This window comes from Archangium sp. (assembly GCF_036277355.1).
Lineage (GTDB): Bacteria > Myxococcota > Myxococcia > Myxococcales > Myxococcaceae > Archangium.
This window is the reverse complement of record NZ_DASUNC010000061.1, coordinates 44,309-59,089: the sequence shown is the minus strand read 5'-3', so window position 1 is coordinate 59,089 and position 14,781 is coordinate 44,309. Positions and strand designations below refer to the sequence as shown.

14 protein-coding genes are annotated in these 14,781 nt (G+C 69.4%); 7 read left to right on the top strand and 7 right to left on the bottom strand.

Going from position 1 to position 14,781, the window contains the following annotated elements; genetic code table 11:
* Positions 1-9: 9 nt before the first annotated feature.
* Complete coding sequence (locus VFZ09_RS15750) at positions 10-786, bottom strand: alpha/beta hydrolase (protein ID WP_329728395.1); 777 nt, start codon at positions 784-786, stop codon at positions 10-12.
* A 104-nt stretch (positions 787-890) separates the two neighbouring features.
* Between VFZ09_RS15750 and VFZ09_RS15745 the strand changes: the two genes are divergently transcribed.
* The gene (locus tag VFZ09_RS15745; protein WP_329728394.1) at positions 891-1,370 is read left to right on the top strand and encodes a cupin domain-containing protein; all 480 of its coding nucleotides are present in this window, start codon (positions 891-893) and stop codon (positions 1,368-1,370) included.
* A 13-nt stretch (positions 1,371-1,383) separates the two neighbouring features.
* Here VFZ09_RS15745 and VFZ09_RS15740 read toward each other — a convergent pair whose 3' ends face one another.
* From VFZ09_RS15740 to VFZ09_RS15725, 4 genes are all read right to left on the bottom strand, one after another.
* Positions 1,384-2,055: a hypothetical protein gene (locus tag VFZ09_RS15740; RefSeq protein ID WP_329728393.1), complete on the bottom strand. Its 672-nt coding sequence runs from the start codon at positions 2,053-2,055 to the stop codon at positions 1,384-1,386.
* 50 nt (positions 2,056-2,105) lie between these two features.
* Entirely contained in the window at positions 2,106-3,077 is a 972-nt protein-coding gene (locus VFZ09_RS15735) for a hypothetical protein (RefSeq protein WP_329728392.1), read from the bottom strand.
* A 15-nt stretch (positions 3,078-3,092) separates the two neighbouring features.
* Positions 3,093-4,355: a hypothetical protein gene (locus VFZ09_RS15730; RefSeq protein ID WP_329728391.1), complete on the bottom strand. Its 1,263-nt coding sequence runs from the start codon at positions 4,353-4,355 to the stop codon at positions 3,093-3,095.
* A 236-nt stretch (positions 4,356-4,591) separates the two neighbouring features.
* Positions 4,592-5,272, bottom strand: a complete 681-nt coding sequence (locus VFZ09_RS15725) for an Fpg/Nei family DNA glycosylase (RefSeq protein ID WP_329728390.1) — start codon at positions 5,270-5,272, stop codon at positions 4,592-4,594.
* 129 nt (positions 5,273-5,401) lie between these two features.
* Here VFZ09_RS15725 and VFZ09_RS15720 point away from each other — a divergent pair, with 129 nt between their 5' ends.
* From VFZ09_RS15720 to lptE, 4 genes are all read left to right on the top strand, one after another.
* Positions 5,402-5,785 carry a response regulator gene (locus VFZ09_RS15720; RefSeq protein ID WP_043409778.1) on the top strand — a complete coding sequence of 128 codons (384 nt, stop codon included), beginning with the start codon at positions 5,402-5,404 and terminating at the stop codon, positions 5,783-5,785.
* Between the two features lie 138 nt (positions 5,786-5,923).
* Positions 5,924-8,422: a leucine--tRNA ligase gene (leuS, locus tag VFZ09_RS15715; protein ID WP_329728389.1), complete on the top strand. Its 2,499-nt coding sequence runs from the start codon at positions 5,924-5,926 to the stop codon at positions 8,420-8,422.
* 12 nt (positions 8,423-8,434) lie between these two features.
* The gene (locus VFZ09_RS15710) at positions 8,435-9,001 is read left to right on the top strand and encodes a hypothetical protein (RefSeq protein ID WP_329728388.1); all 567 of its coding nucleotides are present in this window, start codon (positions 8,435-8,437) and stop codon (positions 8,999-9,001) included.
* Between the two features lie 63 nt (positions 9,002-9,064).
* Complete coding sequence (gene lptE, locus VFZ09_RS15705) at positions 9,065-9,607, top strand: LPS assembly lipoprotein LptE (protein WP_329728387.1); 543 nt, start codon at positions 9,065-9,067, stop codon at positions 9,605-9,607.
* Positions 9,608-9,616: 9 nt separating this feature from the next.
* Here lptE and rpsT read toward each other — a convergent pair whose 3' ends face one another.
* Positions 9,617-9,892 (bottom strand): 30S ribosomal protein S20, encoded by a 276-nt coding sequence (gene rpsT, locus VFZ09_RS15700; RefSeq protein ID WP_329728386.1) that lies wholly within the window; start codon positions 9,890-9,892, stop codon positions 9,617-9,619.
* 113 nt (positions 9,893-10,005) lie between these two features.
* A complete protein-coding gene (gene mazG / locus VFZ09_RS15695) occupies positions 10,006-11,184 on the bottom strand; it encodes a nucleoside triphosphate pyrophosphohydrolase (protein WP_329728385.1) in 1,179 nt (392 codons plus the stop codon).
* Between the two features lie 112 nt (positions 11,185-11,296).
* Here mazG and VFZ09_RS15690 point away from each other — a divergent pair, with 112 nt between their 5' ends.
* On the top strand, positions 11,297-13,543 hold the full coding sequence (locus tag VFZ09_RS15690) for a tetratricopeptide repeat protein (protein WP_329728384.1): 2,247 nt from the start codon (positions 11,297-11,299) through the stop codon (positions 13,541-13,543).
* Between the two features lie 13 nt (positions 13,544-13,556).
* Positions 13,557-14,750, top strand: a complete 1,194-nt coding sequence (locus VFZ09_RS15685) for a DUF4388 domain-containing protein (protein ID WP_329728383.1) — start codon at positions 13,557-13,559, stop codon at positions 14,748-14,750.
* The last annotated feature ends 31 nt before the right edge of the window (positions 14,751-14,781 follow it).

Below are 14,781 nucleotides of genomic sequence, written 5' to 3'. Positions count from 1 at the left end.
GCGGCCTGCTCAGCGCAGCAGCCAGTCCATGGCGAAGGGCAGCCGCCGTTGCCAGTCCAGCTCGTGATGGTGGCCGGCGGGGTCGAGCACGAGCAGGAGCTCGTGGTCGGCGTAACCCAGGCGCTTGAGGTGGTGGTAGAAGTCGCGCGTGGCGTCGCCGTAGAACATGGTGTAGCCGACGGGATCGATGATCTCCTCGGCACCCGCGTCCAGGTAGATGCGCGACCATTGCCGGGTGTGGCTCTTCCAATCGGAGAAGAGCTGGTTCCAGCCCCACATCACCGAGGGAGACAGGCCGCCGATGCGGCCGAACAGGTGCGGGTAGTGCCTGCCGAGGTAGAGGGCCATCAACCCGCCGAGGGAGGAGCCCATGACACCGGTCCACTCGGAGCCCTGGCGGGTGCGGTAGACGCGCTCGACGTAGGGCTTGAGCGAGTCGAGGAGGAAGCGGATGTAGGGCTCGGCCTGGGCGCGGATGTTGCCGCGGGGCTCGTCCCAGGGGGAGTACTCGGCGAGCCGGTGGTGCGTGGAGTCCACGGCGACGATGAGCCACGGCTCGATGGAGCCCTCGCGGACGAGGTGCTCGAGGGTGAGGTTGGCGCACCAGGTCTCGTAGACGGCGGACTCCGGGTGGGCGAAGACGTTCTGCCCGTCGAGCATGTAGAGGACGGGGAAGCGGTGGCCCTCGGGGGCGGAGTCGTACGCATCGGGCGTGTAGATGCGCACGGTGCGGGAGCGGCCCTCGAGAGGGGAGGGGAAGTCTCGGATGATGTGAACGTGTCCCATGAGGCCGCGGCTGGAATCGGGGGTGGGGGCGCAAGATAAACAGGCGCTTCGCCTCGCGCCACCTCGGCGGTGTCACACGCCACGGTGGCGCTACACTGGCCGGCATGGTCGATGAACTGGTGAGGACACTGGGGCTGGCGCCGCATCCCGAGGGCGGCTTCTACCGCGAGACCTGGCGCTCGACGGTGCCGGTGGAGACGCCGCGAGGTACGCGCTCGGTGGGCACGGCCATCTACTACCTGCTGCCGCGAGGCACGTTCGCCGCCTGGCACCGGGTGAGCTCGGCTGAGCTGTGGCACTTCTACGACGGGCACGCGCTGACGATGTACCTGCTCGACGAACGCGGCCACCTGGAGACGGTGACGTTGGGCAGGGATGTGGCCAGGGGCGAGCGTCCGCAGGTGCTCGTACCGGCCGGGGTGCTGCAGGCGGCGCGGCCTCGCGGGGACTACACGCTGTGCGGCTGCACGGTGGGACCGGGCTTCGACTTCGCGGACTGGGAGATGCCCCGAGGCGAGGACCTGGCCGCCCGCCATCCCGAGCACGCGGCGCTGTTCCGCCAGCTCTCCCACTGCGCCACCTGAGCGGGATGGCCGGTCACTTCGCGCGGGGAGCCGGAGGCTTCTGAACCGGAGGCTTCTCGCTGATGTCGACGACCACGGGGACCTTCTTCTGCTCGCCGCCGGGTGGTGGGCCGGGGACCACGAGCACCCGGTGGAAGGTCCCGAGCTTGGAGACCTGGGTGCGGATGTCCTCGAACGTGCGGGCCGTGCACGCCCTGTCCTTGGGGAGCGCGCTCTGCGCCGCCTTGATGATGCGAGCCGCGGGCACCGTCGCGTTCTTGCGCTGGACGACCCAGATGTCACCGACCTGGTAGCGCGCCCCGAGCTGGACGGTGAGCCGGGGCTGGGATGCGGAGGCGCCGGTGACCGTATCGGCCTGCCACGTCACGCGTGCTTCCGGCCAGCAGAGGGCATGAAGCCGGTCCTCGAGGAGCCGGGCCGCGACGTCCTGGCACTGGATGAACGGCCTGCTGCCGGTGGCCTCCACGGGCAGGTCCGCGAGGAGTCGTTCGCGAAGGGCGGCGGGCAGTTCGTCGAGCCCGGAGACCTGGTTGCGGGAGAACGAGGCGGTGGTCTTGGGCTGACATTGCTCCCGGATGAAGAAGCGGGTGTCGGCGCGCTGGAGCACTTCCCGGGTGTTGTGCTGCGGGGTGGAGCAGGCGGCCAGCGACAGGCTGAAGGCGGCGAGGGCGGTGCGGCGGAGCATGTGAAGGTTTGTAGCCGACCAGAGGCCCCGGCGCATGCGGACAGTCAGAGCTATTGGACTGGAGGGGGGCGCAGGGCCTGGGCGGCGTCGTCGAATACCTTGGCCAGGACGGGTTCCGCTGGGCGGTGAGCCAGGAGGAGTTCGGCGTCCTCGGAAGTTCCCACGTACTGCAGCAGGACGGCGGCGCGAATGGCGCAGTTGCTCAGCGCCGTGGCAGCCACCAGCCTTCGAGCCAGAGCCCGGAGCTCGGCTCGGGTCTCGGGGGAGAGCTGGGGAAGCACTTGCTCCCTGTGCCGGAGCAAGAGGGTGAGCAACGCCAGGTAGTATGAGGAGACCACCCCTTCCTCCCGCACTGTCGTTTCGGGAAAGGCATGGGCCGTGGAGATGAACGAGGGCAGGGTGGGGACGAGTGCCTCGGTGATGTCCTCGGTGAGGACCGAGAGGACCTCCTCCTTGAGTTCGATGGGAATCGACATGTCCTGTGCCCACGTACGGAGCTGTTCTGGCGTCATTTCCAGCAGCACGAGCAGGCCATGGAGGGCCGTGGGAGCAGTTGGAGTGAGTTGCTCCAGGGCCTTGCGGACGGGCGGCAGCAGTTCCAGATGGCGCCTGCGCCAGAGGGCACGCGCCAGCGTACACAGGTCCGCGGGGTCCATGGTGCCGACGCTACTTCGCTGCAACCTGCGGATGAGGGTCGAGCGAGCGCCTGCATCCTTGAGACGCCCCAGTGCCTGTGTGATGGCTTCCGCGACGGAGTTTCCATCGTAATCACCGCGGGCCTCTTCGCGGACGAGTTGCTGCTCCAAGCGTCGAGCACTGGCGGCACCTCCCAGTTCGCCCAGTCCGAATGCCGCGGCCTGACGTACGAGTCCTTCCTCCTCGTCCATCATGGCTTCGAGCAAGGCCCTGGCTTTGCGCGGACCGGGTTTCTGCACCAGGGCGCGGGCCCGCTCCTCTTCACCGAATCTGCATGCCGTGACGAGGTCGTCCTTCCACTGTTCCAGGTCCAGTTCGCGTGGCATGGCCTGTTCCCTTTTCTACGGGTAGAGCACGCCTGAGGGAACGTGCCGTCTCACCAGGGTTCCATCAAGCAGGTACAATTCATGGATGGCCCTGGCATCCGCGCGGACCATGGAATCGAAAGCTTCCAGTTCGCGCCGCATGTCTCGTGCATTGGACACGTAGTTGATGTTGTGCCGCACGCCATCGGGTCGAATGGAGGACACGTCGGGCTTGCGGAAGTGTGTTCCTCTGACTGGATTCGGGTCTTCAACGAGTTTCTTCTGGGCACTGACTTGTGCCTTGTTCTTCCGCAAGTCGGTATGCCCCGCCGCCTCCCGCGCGGCCAATTCGTCCTCGATGGCCTCATTGTGCGGCGGGTTCTTCCGGGTGTGGGGCTTGCCATAACGGGTAGAGAGCTTGGGAGCGTTATTGGGGGTGTTGCTCGAAGCGCTTGTCGAGCACAGGGCAAGACCGGAGCAGGTAGCCGTGCCTGCGGCTACGCCAGAGACGATGAGGGTTCCATCCGCCACCACCTGGGCGGTGGATGCGGACTGCTGCAGGATGACGAGCCCCTCGGACGTCACCGGCGGCAACAGTCGCCAGATTCCACCCTCGGGTACCTGGGGAATGAGGCGAGCCAGGCCCAGGGAGCCCACCGTGACCAGCACTCGGAGATAGGTGCCGCCCATGGACCTGCCGAAGCGAGCGGATGCGGCCTCCAACGCCTCGGGTGTGGAGGCGGTTTCCACCTCCTGATACAGGCGAAGGCAGGCCATCGCCACCTGTCCCAGTTCCAACAGACCCACGGCGAGGGAGAGTCGCAAGGTAAGGGTTGCGGCGAACGCTTTCGAGAACAGCGGCTCGGGTGCCAACCAGGCGGAGAAGTAGACGACGATGGAGAAGCAGACGCTGATGACGAAGGCAGGGGAGGCGAAGAGGGCGACGGCGGCCTCGCGGATGCCCTCGGCCACATAGCGTGTGGAGAGCTGGAGGGCGAGGAAGAGGCGGCTGGAGGAGAGAGACTCTGGGAGAGGCAGCAGAGGAGGGCCGAAGCGGGAGAGCAACTCTTCGCGCAGGCGTGCTTCCCAGTCGGAATCGTGGCCGGGGGAAGCCCGGTCAGCTCCAGGACTCTCCAATAGGCGCAGCCGAGGGGTCCGGGTCCTTGGTGGCGCGAGAGGTGCGAGGGCGTCGAGCAGAGGGCGCACGTCGTCGAGGCTCAGCACCTCCAGGGCCGGGTTGAGCAGACGAGGTGGGAAGAGCAACTGCCAGCGACCATCGGGTACCTCGCGGATGCCCACCGGGAGCCCCCTCACCTGGGTACCTTCACTCGTGAACGCTGCTTGCTCCTGGACACCCGGTGCCTGCTGTTGCCGGGTCTCTCCGGGGCGGGCGACCTCATGCCGAGGAACACTCGATAGTGTTGGAGCCTGCCGTGCTTGCCCATCGGTGATGTGCACCTGCGAGGTCGCGCATGCGGTGGACAACAGGGCGATTCCAAGGGCCAGGAGCAGGAGCGGCAGCGCGGGTGCTCTCTTCATTTCCTGGGAGCGTGTTCCATCTCCTTTCGCCGCGCCACTGACGCGGTGTGTTCGTGCGGAGTCTGGCACCCAGGGCAGAAGAACAGTCCGCGTCCGGCCAGCGTCACGCGCGAGAGGGGCGTGGCACACCGGGGACACGGCTGTCCCTCGCGGTCGTAGACGCTGAAGCGATCCTCGCGGCGCTTGCCGGGCGTCTCCCAGGGGGCCGGGGGCGCATGGGGCGTGACGATGCGCCCATCACGGGCCGCGTCCTCCATCAACAGCCGGAGGGCCTCCCACAGCCGCTCGAACTCCGCGATACGCAGCTCCGAGGCGGGGCGCAGGGGCGGCAGCCGCGCGAGGAACAGGGCCTCGGCGCGCAGGATGTTCCCCACGCCAGCGATGCGCCCTTGGTCCAGCAGTGCGGCGGCGAGGGGAATCCGTCCCTTTCGGAGGGCCTCGAGGGCGCGCGAGGGCGAAGCATCCGGGCGCAGTGGGTCCGGCCCCAGCCGGGAGCGCAGTTCGGCCGCGTCCTCGTGGCTGAGGAGCTCGCAAGCCTGAGGCCCGGCGAGGTGGAGCGGAGGCGAGCCGCAGCCGGCCGGGAAGCGCCCCTGGGGCGAGTCCGCGGTGAAGCTCCGCCCCACGAGCCACTGACCGTGAACCCGGGCGATACGATGGAGGATGTTGCCTTCGGGCATTCCTCCCAGGTAACGCCGGGGGCATGACCTGTCTCGTCGGGCGTCGGGCCGGCTTGCCCGCCCGGCCGATGGGGAGGGCCCGGCGAGTGTTCCCCAGGCGGGCGTCCGGCGGTGCTATGGTCGGGAGCCATGACGCAGCAGATCCGCGCGCTGGTGGTGGATGACTCCTTGGCCATGCGGCGCAGTCTCATGTACGCGCTGCAGCGATTGGGCTCGTGGCTCCACACCGACGAGGCGCAGGACGGGGCCGAGGGCCTCAAGAAGCTCACCCTGGGCCGCTACGATCTCGTGCTGACGGACATCAACATGCCGTTGATGGACGGGTTGAAGCTCATCCGCCACATCCGGCAGACGGATGCGTACCGCACGGTGCCCATCGTGGTCATCACCACCGAGTCGGCCGTCGAGGACCGGGAGCGTGCCATGGCGCTCGGGGCCAGCGCCTACCTGGTCAAGCCGGTGCAGTCCAAGGTGGTGCAGGACACGGTGAAGAGCCTGCTGCGGCTGGAGTAGCGGCGGCCTGCCTGGCGGGCGCTCGTTGCCGGGCGGACGTTGGCTCCGCTCGCGCCTGGACGCCGAGCGTCAGAGGGAGACGGACCCGGGCGTCTGTTGTTGCTTGGGGCCGGGCGTCCCACTAAGACGCACCCCGTCATGGCCATGAACGAGCGTTACGAGCCGCAGGCAATCGAGCAGAAGTGGCAGACCCGTTGGGAAGAGGCGGGAGTGTTCCGGGCGGGCAAGCGCCCCGGGGCCCCCAAGAAGTACATCCTCGAGATGCTGCCGTACCCCAGCGGGAAGATGCACATGGGGCACGTGCGCAACTACCTCATCGGTGACGTCTACGCGCGCTTCTTCCAGATGCGGGGCCATGACGTGCTGCACCCCATGGGCTGGGATGCCTTCGGTCTGCCGGCGGAGAACGCGGCCATCAAGGACGGCGTGCACCCGGCGGTGCGTACCCGCGAGAACATCGACTCCTTCAAGAAGGAGATCCGCTCGCTGGGCTACAGCTACGACTGGACGCGCGAGGTCAACACCAGCGAGCCCGAGTACTACCGGTGGAACCAGTGGTTCTTCATCCAGATGCTGGAGCGGGGGCTCGTCTACCGCCGCTTCAGCAAGGTGAACTGGTGCACGGGCTGTCTGACGGTCATCGCCAACGAGCAGGTGAAGGACGGCACGTGCGAGCGCTGCGAGTCCCCGGTGGTGGACAAGGAACTGCCCGAGTGGTCCTTCCGGATCACGAAGTACTCGCAGGCGCTGCTGGACGGCCTGGACGAGCTGAAGGAGTGGCCCGAGCGCATCACCTCGATGCAGCGCAACTGGATTGGCCGCTCCGAGGGCGTGGAGGCGGACTTCAACGTGCAGGGCAGTGACGCGCGCATCCGCGTCTTCACCACGCGCGTGGACACCATCTACGGCTGCACCTACGTGGTGCTGGCGCCGGACCACAAGCTGGTGGCGCAGGTGACGACGCCCGCGCAGCGCGCCGAGGTGGACGCCTTCGTGAAGAAGATGGCGGCCATCTCCAAGACGGACCGCACGGCCGAGGGCGCGACGAAGGAGGGCGTCTTCACCGGGGCGCACGCCATCAACCCCTTCACGGGCCAGCCGGTGCCCATCTGGATCGCCAACTTCGTGCTGTCCGACTACGGCACGGGCGCGGTGATGAGCGTGCCGGCGCACGACGAGCGCGACTTCGACTTCGCGCGCAAGTACGGCCTGCCCATCCAGGTGGTGGTGCAGCCGGCCACCGGGGACAAGCTGCCCTCGGGCGACAAGCTGGAGGCGGCGGCCACCGAGGACGGCGTGCTGGTGGACTCGGGTGAGTACTCGGGCCTGGCGTCGGCGGAGGCGCGCAAGAAGATGGGCGAGAAGCTGCGGGCCGAGGGCCGTGGCGAGCCCAAGGTGACGTACCGCCAGAAGGACTGGGGCTTCAGCCGCCAGCGCTACTGGGGCACGCCCATCCCCATCGTGTACTGCGAGAAGTGCGATCCGGAGCGCAAGGGCCAGCCCGTGCCGCTGGAGCAGCTGCCGGTGCGCCTGCCGGAGATCGACACGCAGACGGTGCTGACGGGCAAGGGCGAGCCGCCGCTGGCCAAGGTGCCCTCGTGGGTGAATACGACGTGCCCCAAGTGCCAGGGCCCGGCGCGGCGCGAGACGGAGACGATGGACACCTTCGTCGACTCCTGCTGGTACTTCGCGCGCTACCTGTCGCCGGACTACACCGAGGCGCCCTTCGATCCCAAGGAGGCCCAGCGCTTCCTGCCGGTGGACGTGTACGTGGGCGGCCCCGAGCACGCGGTGATGCACCTGCTGTACTTCCGGTTCTGGACGCGGGTGATGAAGCTGCTGGGGCTGAGCCCGGTGGACGAGCCCGTGAAGCGCCTGGTGACGCAGGGCATCGTCAATGGCCCGGACGGGCGGAAGATGTCCAAGCGCTGGGGCAACGTGGTGGCGCCGGCCTCCATCGTGCAGAAGTACGGCGCGGACACGGCGCGCACCTACGTGCTGTTCGCCGGCCCTCCCGAGCGGGACTTCGACTGGTCCGACGATCAGGTGGAGGGCGCGTTCCGCTTCCTGAAGCGGGTGTGGACGCTGGCCGTGCAGCACCAGGGGGTGGCGGGGTCCACGCACACGGGGGCCTACGAGGGCAAGGCGCTGGAGATCCGCCGCGCGGCGCACAAGTGCCTGAAGCGGGTGGGGGAGGCCATCGAGCGGCTGTCCTTCAACACGGCCATCGCCGGCACCATGGAGTACGTGAACGCGCTGTACGCGCTGGGCACGGCGGAGACGCCCGCGGAGAAGGCGGCCATGGCCGAGGCCGTGCGCATCCTGTCCGTGGTGCTGACGCCGTTCGCTCCGCACCTGGCGGATGAGATCGCCGAGTCCTATGGCGCGAAGGACTTCACCGTCACGCAGGGCTGGCCGGAGTTCGATCCATCGCTGGTGGTGGACGACGTGATTCCGTACGCGGTGCAGGTGAACGGCAAGCTGCGCGCGGAGATCCGCGTGGCGGCGGACGCGGCCGAGGCGGACGTGAGGGCCGCGGCCGAGGCGGACGAGCGGGTGCAGGCGGCCATGGCGGGCAAGACGCTGCGCAAGTTCGTCTTCGTCCCCAAGCGGCTGGTGAACTTCGTCGTCGGCTGAGACGGGAGCCCGGTGCCCACCGAGGTCCTCGTCATGTGCAAGCGGTGCGGCCGTCCCCAGCAGGCGGGGGCGGGCCGGTGCGCCGCGTGCGGGGGGGAGCTGCCCGATGCGCCCCTGCCTCTCGCGGTGGGCACCACCTCCCCGGAGCGCTTCCTCTCGGCGGAGCTCCCGGGCGGGCGCGTCCTCACCGGCGAGGGCAACCGCCTCTCCTACCGTCCAGGCCACTCCGCCACGCCCTTCCTCCTCGAGTTGCCGAGTCTGCGCCGGCTCTCCCTGGTGCACCGGCCGCGCTCCGAGGCCCTGGCCCTCACCGCCGCCGCCATCGTGCTGCTGCCGTTCGTGCCCCGGCAGGGCCTGCGCCTCCTGCTCGGCGTGCTGGCCCTGGTGGGGCTGGCCCTGGCGTTCTCCAGCCGGCGCTACACGCTCGTCCTGGAGTCCACCGGCCAGGTGGAGACGCGCTGGGAGCTGGGCACCGTGCGCCGCGGCTCCTCCCAGGAGCAGCACCTGCGCTCGGTCTGGCGCACGCTCGCGGACGCGGTGCGCTCCCGCGGCGTGAAGGTGAGCGAGCCCCCCGCGTAGCCTGCTTCGGCCGGGGCTCCCCTCGCGCTTGACCCGGGGGATCTCGCCGCTACTGTGGGCGCCATGTCCCGCATGCGCGCGATGGGGTGGGTTCTCTTGCTGTCGGCGGCCGGGTGCGGCTACCGCTTCACGTCCCGGGACGCGGGGCTTCCCGAGGGGGTGCGCTCGGTGTGCGCGCCCGTCTTCCGCAACGACACGGCCGAGCCGGGGCTGGAGGTGCTCTTCACCCGCATCCTGCGCCAGGAGCTGGTGCGCGCCGGGGTGCTCGGCGGTACGGGGGCCTGCGAGGCCACCCTGTCGGGGGTGGTGCGGAGCGTGGGCAATGGGCCCACCGTCGTCGCCGAGCCCTCCTTCCAGAGCGATCCGCGGAGCGCGGCCGCGCAGGTGGCGGGCTACCAAGCGTCCGCGGTGGTGCTGCTGCGGCTCGAGCGGGACGGACGGGTGCTGGCGGAGACGGAGGTCTCCGGTACGGAGGACTTCATTCCGGGCACGACGAGCGTGTCCGGTGATGTGCTGCAAGTGGAGGCCAACCGGCGGGCCGCGCTGCACCGTCTCGCCGAGACGTTGCTGCGCGAGGGTTACGACCGGTTGGCCAGCAACTGGTGAGGGGCGCGATTACTTCGCGGCGGCCTTGGCGCGGTTCGCGGCCTTGGCGAGCCGGGAGATGCGGCGCGAGGCGGCGCGCTTGTGGATGACGCCCTTGGACGCGGCCTTGTCGATGGTGCGGGTGGCGGCCTTGAGGGCGTCCCCGGTCTTCGCCGTGTCCTTGGTGGTGAGGGAGTCGCGCATGCTCTTCACGGCATCCTTCACCGTGGTGCGGACGTTGACGTTGCGAGCGCGGCGCTTCTGGGCCTGGCGGTTACGCTTCTCTGCGGACTTGGTGTTGGCCAAGGTGATCTCCAGCTTACTTCTGTGGAAAAGAGGCGCCGTACCTACTTCGGCGCCCACTGAGCGTCAAGACCTGCGTGATCCATGCCACCTTCCGGACGCCCGAGTCTCATCAATCAGCGGGCTCCGAAGGCGTATTCCCAACGCAGGCCGGCCGGGTCCCGGAAGGTGATCCGCCCGGTGGAGCCCCCGCCCTCGAGCACGCACCCGGGGGAGGTGCCCTCCAGGAGGGTCCGCAGCCGCTCCACCGCCTCGGCGGAGGGGGCCCCGAAGCTCGCCGTCGTGGGGGAGGGGGTACCCGGGCCCGGAGTGAAGACGAGCCGGTACAGTCCGTCACCGTAGGCCGCCTCGTCGGCCGCCCCCCGCTCGGCGCTCCAACCGAGGAGCGGGGCGAGCCGATCCCAGAAGGCCCGCTGGGCGGCGAGGTCCGGCACCGGCAGGCGCAGGGCCACCAGGGGGGCGCGGGGGACGCGGACGGGGGGCGGCAGGCCCTTCTCCACGGTCTTGGCGGCGTCCCAGTGCCGATCCATGTGCTCCAGGGTGGCCTCGCCCAGGGGGATGCCCTCGGCGCGCAGGGCGGACTCGATGTGCTGGAAGCGGGTGGTGAAGCGGCGGATGGCCATCCGCAGCGCGTCCTCGGCCGGCGTCTGGATGAAGCGCGCGAGGTTGGCCAGGGAGAAGAGGACGTCCCCCAGCTCGTGCTCCAGCGCGTCCCGGTTCCCCGAGGCGATGGCCTCGTCCAGCTCGCCCAGCTCCTCGTACAGCTTGGCGCGGACTTCCTGGAGGCTCGGCCAGTCGAAGCCGATGCGGCTGGCCTTCTCCGTGAGCCGCTCGGCGCGCAGCAGGGCGGGGGCGCCCGTGGGCACTCCGTCCAGCACCGAGCCCTCGCGGCCCGTCTTCTTCTTGCGCTCCTCGGCCTTCAGCTTCGCCCAGTTGGCCAGCGGCTGCGGGGTGCCGTCCGCCTGCCGCTCGCCGAAGACGTGCGGGTGGCGGCTGGTGAGCTTGTCGCTGATGGAGCGGGACACGTCCGCCATGGAGAACTCGCCCAGCTCCTCGGCCAGCCGCGCGTGGAAGACGATCTGGAAGAGCAGATCCCCCAGCTCCTCGCACAGCGCGCGCCACGGGCCGCCCTCGGCCACCCGGTCCATCTCGTCGACGACCTCGAAGGACTCCTCGGTCACATAGGGACGCATCGAGCGCAGGTCCTGCTCTCTGTCCCAGGGACAACCATCCTGGGACCGGAGCCGGGCCATGATTTCCACCAACCTGTCCAATTGCTCCCCTGCTGCACTCATGATGGCTCTCCTCCCCCGGCGAGCGAGCGAGCTCCCTGTAACACGGGGGAACTGCGAAACGGGGGTGACAACTTCCGTGGGGGTGGCCCGTCGCCTATCATCGGGACCCCGAATGCCGCGCCTTCCCCTGTTGCGCCTCTTGTCGTTGATGATGTGCCTTGCCGTGTGGATGCCCGCGCGGCCGGCGCATGCGCAGAAGCCGCGTTCCACTGCGCAGAAGTCCCAGCGTCAGGCTCCCGCCGAGAAGCCGGGGTATGACGATCCGTCGATGCTGGAGCCGTCGGAGATGACGGTCGAGCCCTCGAACGAGATGTCCGAGGAGGACACCTCCGAGGAGGAGACGGACGAGGGCTCCACGCGCGCGGGCCGCGGCAAGAACCGCAAGGGCCAGAAGGGGCGGGACGAGGAGGCCGCGCAGGACGCGCCTCCGGTGGACGAGAAGCCCGCGACGGGCATGACGGTGGAGATGAAGCCGGCCGCGCCCGCGCCGCCGCCGGTGGTCCGGCCGCCGCCTCCGCCCATCCGGGCCCCGCGGGTGACGGACGCGGACCTGCAGGCCGCCTGGGACAAGTGGCGCAAGGCGGTGGCCGCGCTGGACATGGAGTCGGCGCGCAAGGCGCAGACGGAGCTGGTGTCCCTCAAGGACGACGTGGCCGCGCTGGACATGGAGTCGCTGAGCATCGGCTTCATCCGGGCGGCCGAGGGGCGGCGCAAGGCCAACGACGGGGCCGGTGCGCTGCAGCTGCTGCAGCAAGCGGTGTCGCTCTCGCCCAATCTTCCCTATGCGCGGCTCGCGCTCGCCGAGGCCCATGCGCGCCGCGCGCCCGGTGAGGTGGGGGCGTACAGCCAGGAGATCAAGGCCGCGCTGATGGTGATGCTGAAGGATCCGCGCTACCGGCGCCCGGCGCTGGCGGACCTGGGCGCGGTGTTCCTGGTGGCGGTGCTGGCCACGGCGGCGGTGGTGGTGGCGGTGCTCTTCCTGCGGCGGGCGCGCTTCTTCTTCCATGACTTCCACCACCTCTTCCCCCGGGCGGCGGCGCGGTGGCAGTCCGCGGCCCTGGCGGTGCTGCTGCTGATCGGCACGCCGGTGGCGCTGCGGCTGGGCCTGGTGCCCGTGCTGCTCATCCTCCTGCTGTCGGTGTCGCTCTACCTCTCGAAGCTGGAGCGGGCGGTGGGCGCGGTGTTGTTGGTGGCGGCGGCCTTCGTGCCGTTCGCCGCCGGGAAGATCGCCCAGACGTCGGCCTTCGCCGGGACGGTGGCCGAGGACGTCTACATCCTGGAGCGCGGGGGCCTGTCCGCGGAGGCGGTGGCCGATCGGGTGCGCGCGCGCAGCGAGGACAAGCAGTACAAGATCGAGTTCGCGGAGCTGTTCGCGCTCGGGCGTTTCGAGGCCCGCCGCGGCCAGCTGGACGAGGCCATCGCCCACTACAAGGCGGCGTCGGCCATGAGCAACGCCCCGCATGCGGCGCTGCTGACCAACTGGGCCAACGCGCTGCTGGTCAAGGGCGAGACGGACGAGGCGTTGCGCAAGTACACCGAGGCCTCGGAGGCGGATCCGGGAATGGCCGCTCCCGCCTTCAACATGGCCGAGATCTACCGCCGCCGCGCCGCGGTGGCCCCGGACTCGGAGATCGGCTCCGAGAACCAGAAGGCGCGCGATGCGCTCCAGGCCGCGCAGCGCCTCGACGCCTCCCTGCTCATGTGGCAGCGGCCGCCGGAGGATCGCCTGGTGATGAACCGCCTGCTACTCGCCCCGGCGCTCGCGGAGGAGGACCTGCCGCCCACGGATGATCCGGAGGCCGGCGTGCGGGTGGAGGCGCAGCTGTCGCGCCGGCTGCTCGGGGGCGGCTCGGGCCTGACCGCCTGGGGCCTGCCGGTGCTGGGCGCGCTGCTGGCCTTCGGGCTCGGCTTCGCGGGCCAGTCGATGAAGGCCTCGAGCGAGTGCGAGAAGTGCGGCCGCCCGGTGTGCCGGCGGTGCGACAAGGAGCTGGGCGTGGCGAGCAAGATGTGCGCCCAGTGCGTCAACGCCTTCTCGCGCAAGGGCGCGGTGGAGGCGCGGGTCCGGGCCCGCAAGCAGATTGAAATCGAGCGCCACCGCCAGTGGGAGAGCGGCGTGTCGTACGCCGTGGGCGCGCTGGTGTCCGGTGCGGGCCACCTGTTCCAGGGGTTGCCGGTGCGCGGCACCCTCTACGCCTTCTTCTTCCTCTTCGCGGTGTCCGGGGTGCTGCTGCGCTCCGGCGTGCTGCGCGCGCCCTATGGCGAGGCTCCGCTGTACCTCAAGCTCGCGCCGCTGCTGCTGCTGCTCATTCCCCTCCACCTTTTGACGTTGCGCGGCCTGTACCGCCGCCAGAACGAATAGGCCGGGACCGACGATGGCCCTCACGGGAACGCTCAAGGACTTTGGTATCGCGGACATCCTGCAGCTGATCGGTCAGCAGCAGAAGACGGGTGTCCTGTACCTCAAGAGCAAGGAGCAGGAGGTCCAGGTCTTCTTCCGGGACGGCGCCATCGTCCGCGCCGAGAGCGTCACCCGGAAGAAGAAGGACCTCATCGGCAACATGCTGGTGCGCGCCGAGCTCATCACCGAGCAGCAGCTCGAGAGCGCGCTGGAGACGCAGAAGCGCACCCTCAAGCGGCTGGGCGACGTGCTCACCAGCTCCGGTGCCATCTCCGCCCAGAAGCTCAAGCAGATGATGCAGCTCCAGGTGACGGAGACCCTCTACGGGCTCTTCCTCTGGAAGGCGGGCACCTACGAGTTCAAGCAGGAGGACGTCCAGCCGGACAGCGAGTCCATCACGCCGCTGCGCGCCGAGAGCGTGCTGATGGAAGGCTTCCGGATGGTGGACGAGTGGCCCCACGTCCGGAAGAAGATCTCCAGCGAGGCCATGACCTTCGAGCGGCTCAAGGAGCTGCCCGCCCCCAACCCCAAGAACAAGAAGCAGCAGGAGGAGGACGACTTCGACGCCTCCTTCGACGACGCCTTCTCCGAGGAGAAGAAGGACGAGAACAAGGGCGAGTTCAAGTCCATCGGCAGCGCCGAGCGCCGCGTCTACGAGCTCATCGCCCCCGGCCGTGACCTGCGCAAGCTGGTGGACCTCAGCAGCCTGGGCGAGTTCGAGACCAGCAAGGCGCTCGTCAACCTGCTCAACCTCGAGTACATCCGCGCCCATCAGCCCTCGGGTCGGTCCGCCTCCGTGGGCGCGGCCAACCTGCTCGTCCGGGTGGGTGGCGTGGTGGCCCGCGCCGTGGTGACGGTCATCGTCCTGGCCGCCCTGGGCTTCGTGGGCTCGCGGCTCCGCCCGGACACCTGGGACCTGGGGGACGACTCCGCCTCCTCGTTCGCGGACCCGGCGGCCCAGCGCCTCCTGGCGCGCGCCCAGCGGGCAAGAATCGAAGCCGCACTGGAGGTGTTCCGACTGGAAAAGGGAGCCCTCCCCGAGCGCTTGAATGCCCTGGTGGAGGTGGGACTCCTACAGCAGGAGGACCTGCGCTACCCCTGGCGGGAGGATTACTACTACCGCCGGACGTCAGATCGGCAGTTCATCCTCCTGTCTCCCCTGCGCTAGGTGGGTTGCTCGCTTCCTCCTTTCGCCGACA

Bases quoted from the DNA above. Each gene is read 5' to 3' on its own strand.
- leuS (WP_329728389.1), top strand. From the start codon at position 5,924: ATGGCCATGAACGAGCGTTACGAGCCGCAGGCAATCGAGCAGAAGTGG.
- VFZ09_RS15750 (WP_329728395.1), bottom strand. From the start codon at position 786: ATGGGACACGTTCACATCATCCGAGACTTCCCCTCCCCTCTCGAGGGC.
- VFZ09_RS15740 (WP_329728393.1), bottom strand. From the start codon at position 2,055: ATGCTCCGCCGCACCGCCCTCGCCGCCTTCAGCCTGTCGCTGGCCGCC.
- VFZ09_RS15725 (WP_329728390.1), bottom strand. From the start codon at position 5,272: ATGCCCGAAGGCAACATCCTCCATCGTATCGCCCGGGTTCACGGTCAG.
- VFZ09_RS15685 (WP_329728383.1), top strand. From the start codon at position 13,557: ATGGCCCTCACGGGAACGCTCAAGGACTTTGGTATCGCGGACATCCTG.
- VFZ09_RS15690 (WP_329728384.1), top strand. From the start codon at position 11,297: ATGCCGCGCCTTCCCCTGTTGCGCCTCTTGTCGTTGATGATGTGCCTT.
- mazG (WP_329728385.1), bottom strand. From the start codon at position 11,184: ATGAGTGCAGCAGGGGAGCAATTGGACAGGTTGGTGGAAATCATGGCC.
- VFZ09_RS15720 (WP_043409778.1), top strand. From the start codon at position 5,402: ATGACGCAGCAGATCCGCGCGCTGGTGGTGGATGACTCCTTGGCCATG.
- VFZ09_RS15745 (WP_329728394.1), top strand. From the start codon at position 891: ATGGTCGATGAACTGGTGAGGACACTGGGGCTGGCGCCGCATCCCGAG.
- VFZ09_RS15735 (WP_329728392.1), bottom strand. From the start codon at position 3,077: ATGCCACGCGAACTGGACCTGGAACAGTGGAAGGACGACCTCGTCACG.
- lptE (WP_329728387.1), top strand. From the start codon at position 9,065: ATGTCCCGCATGCGCGCGATGGGGTGGGTTCTCTTGCTGTCGGCGGCC.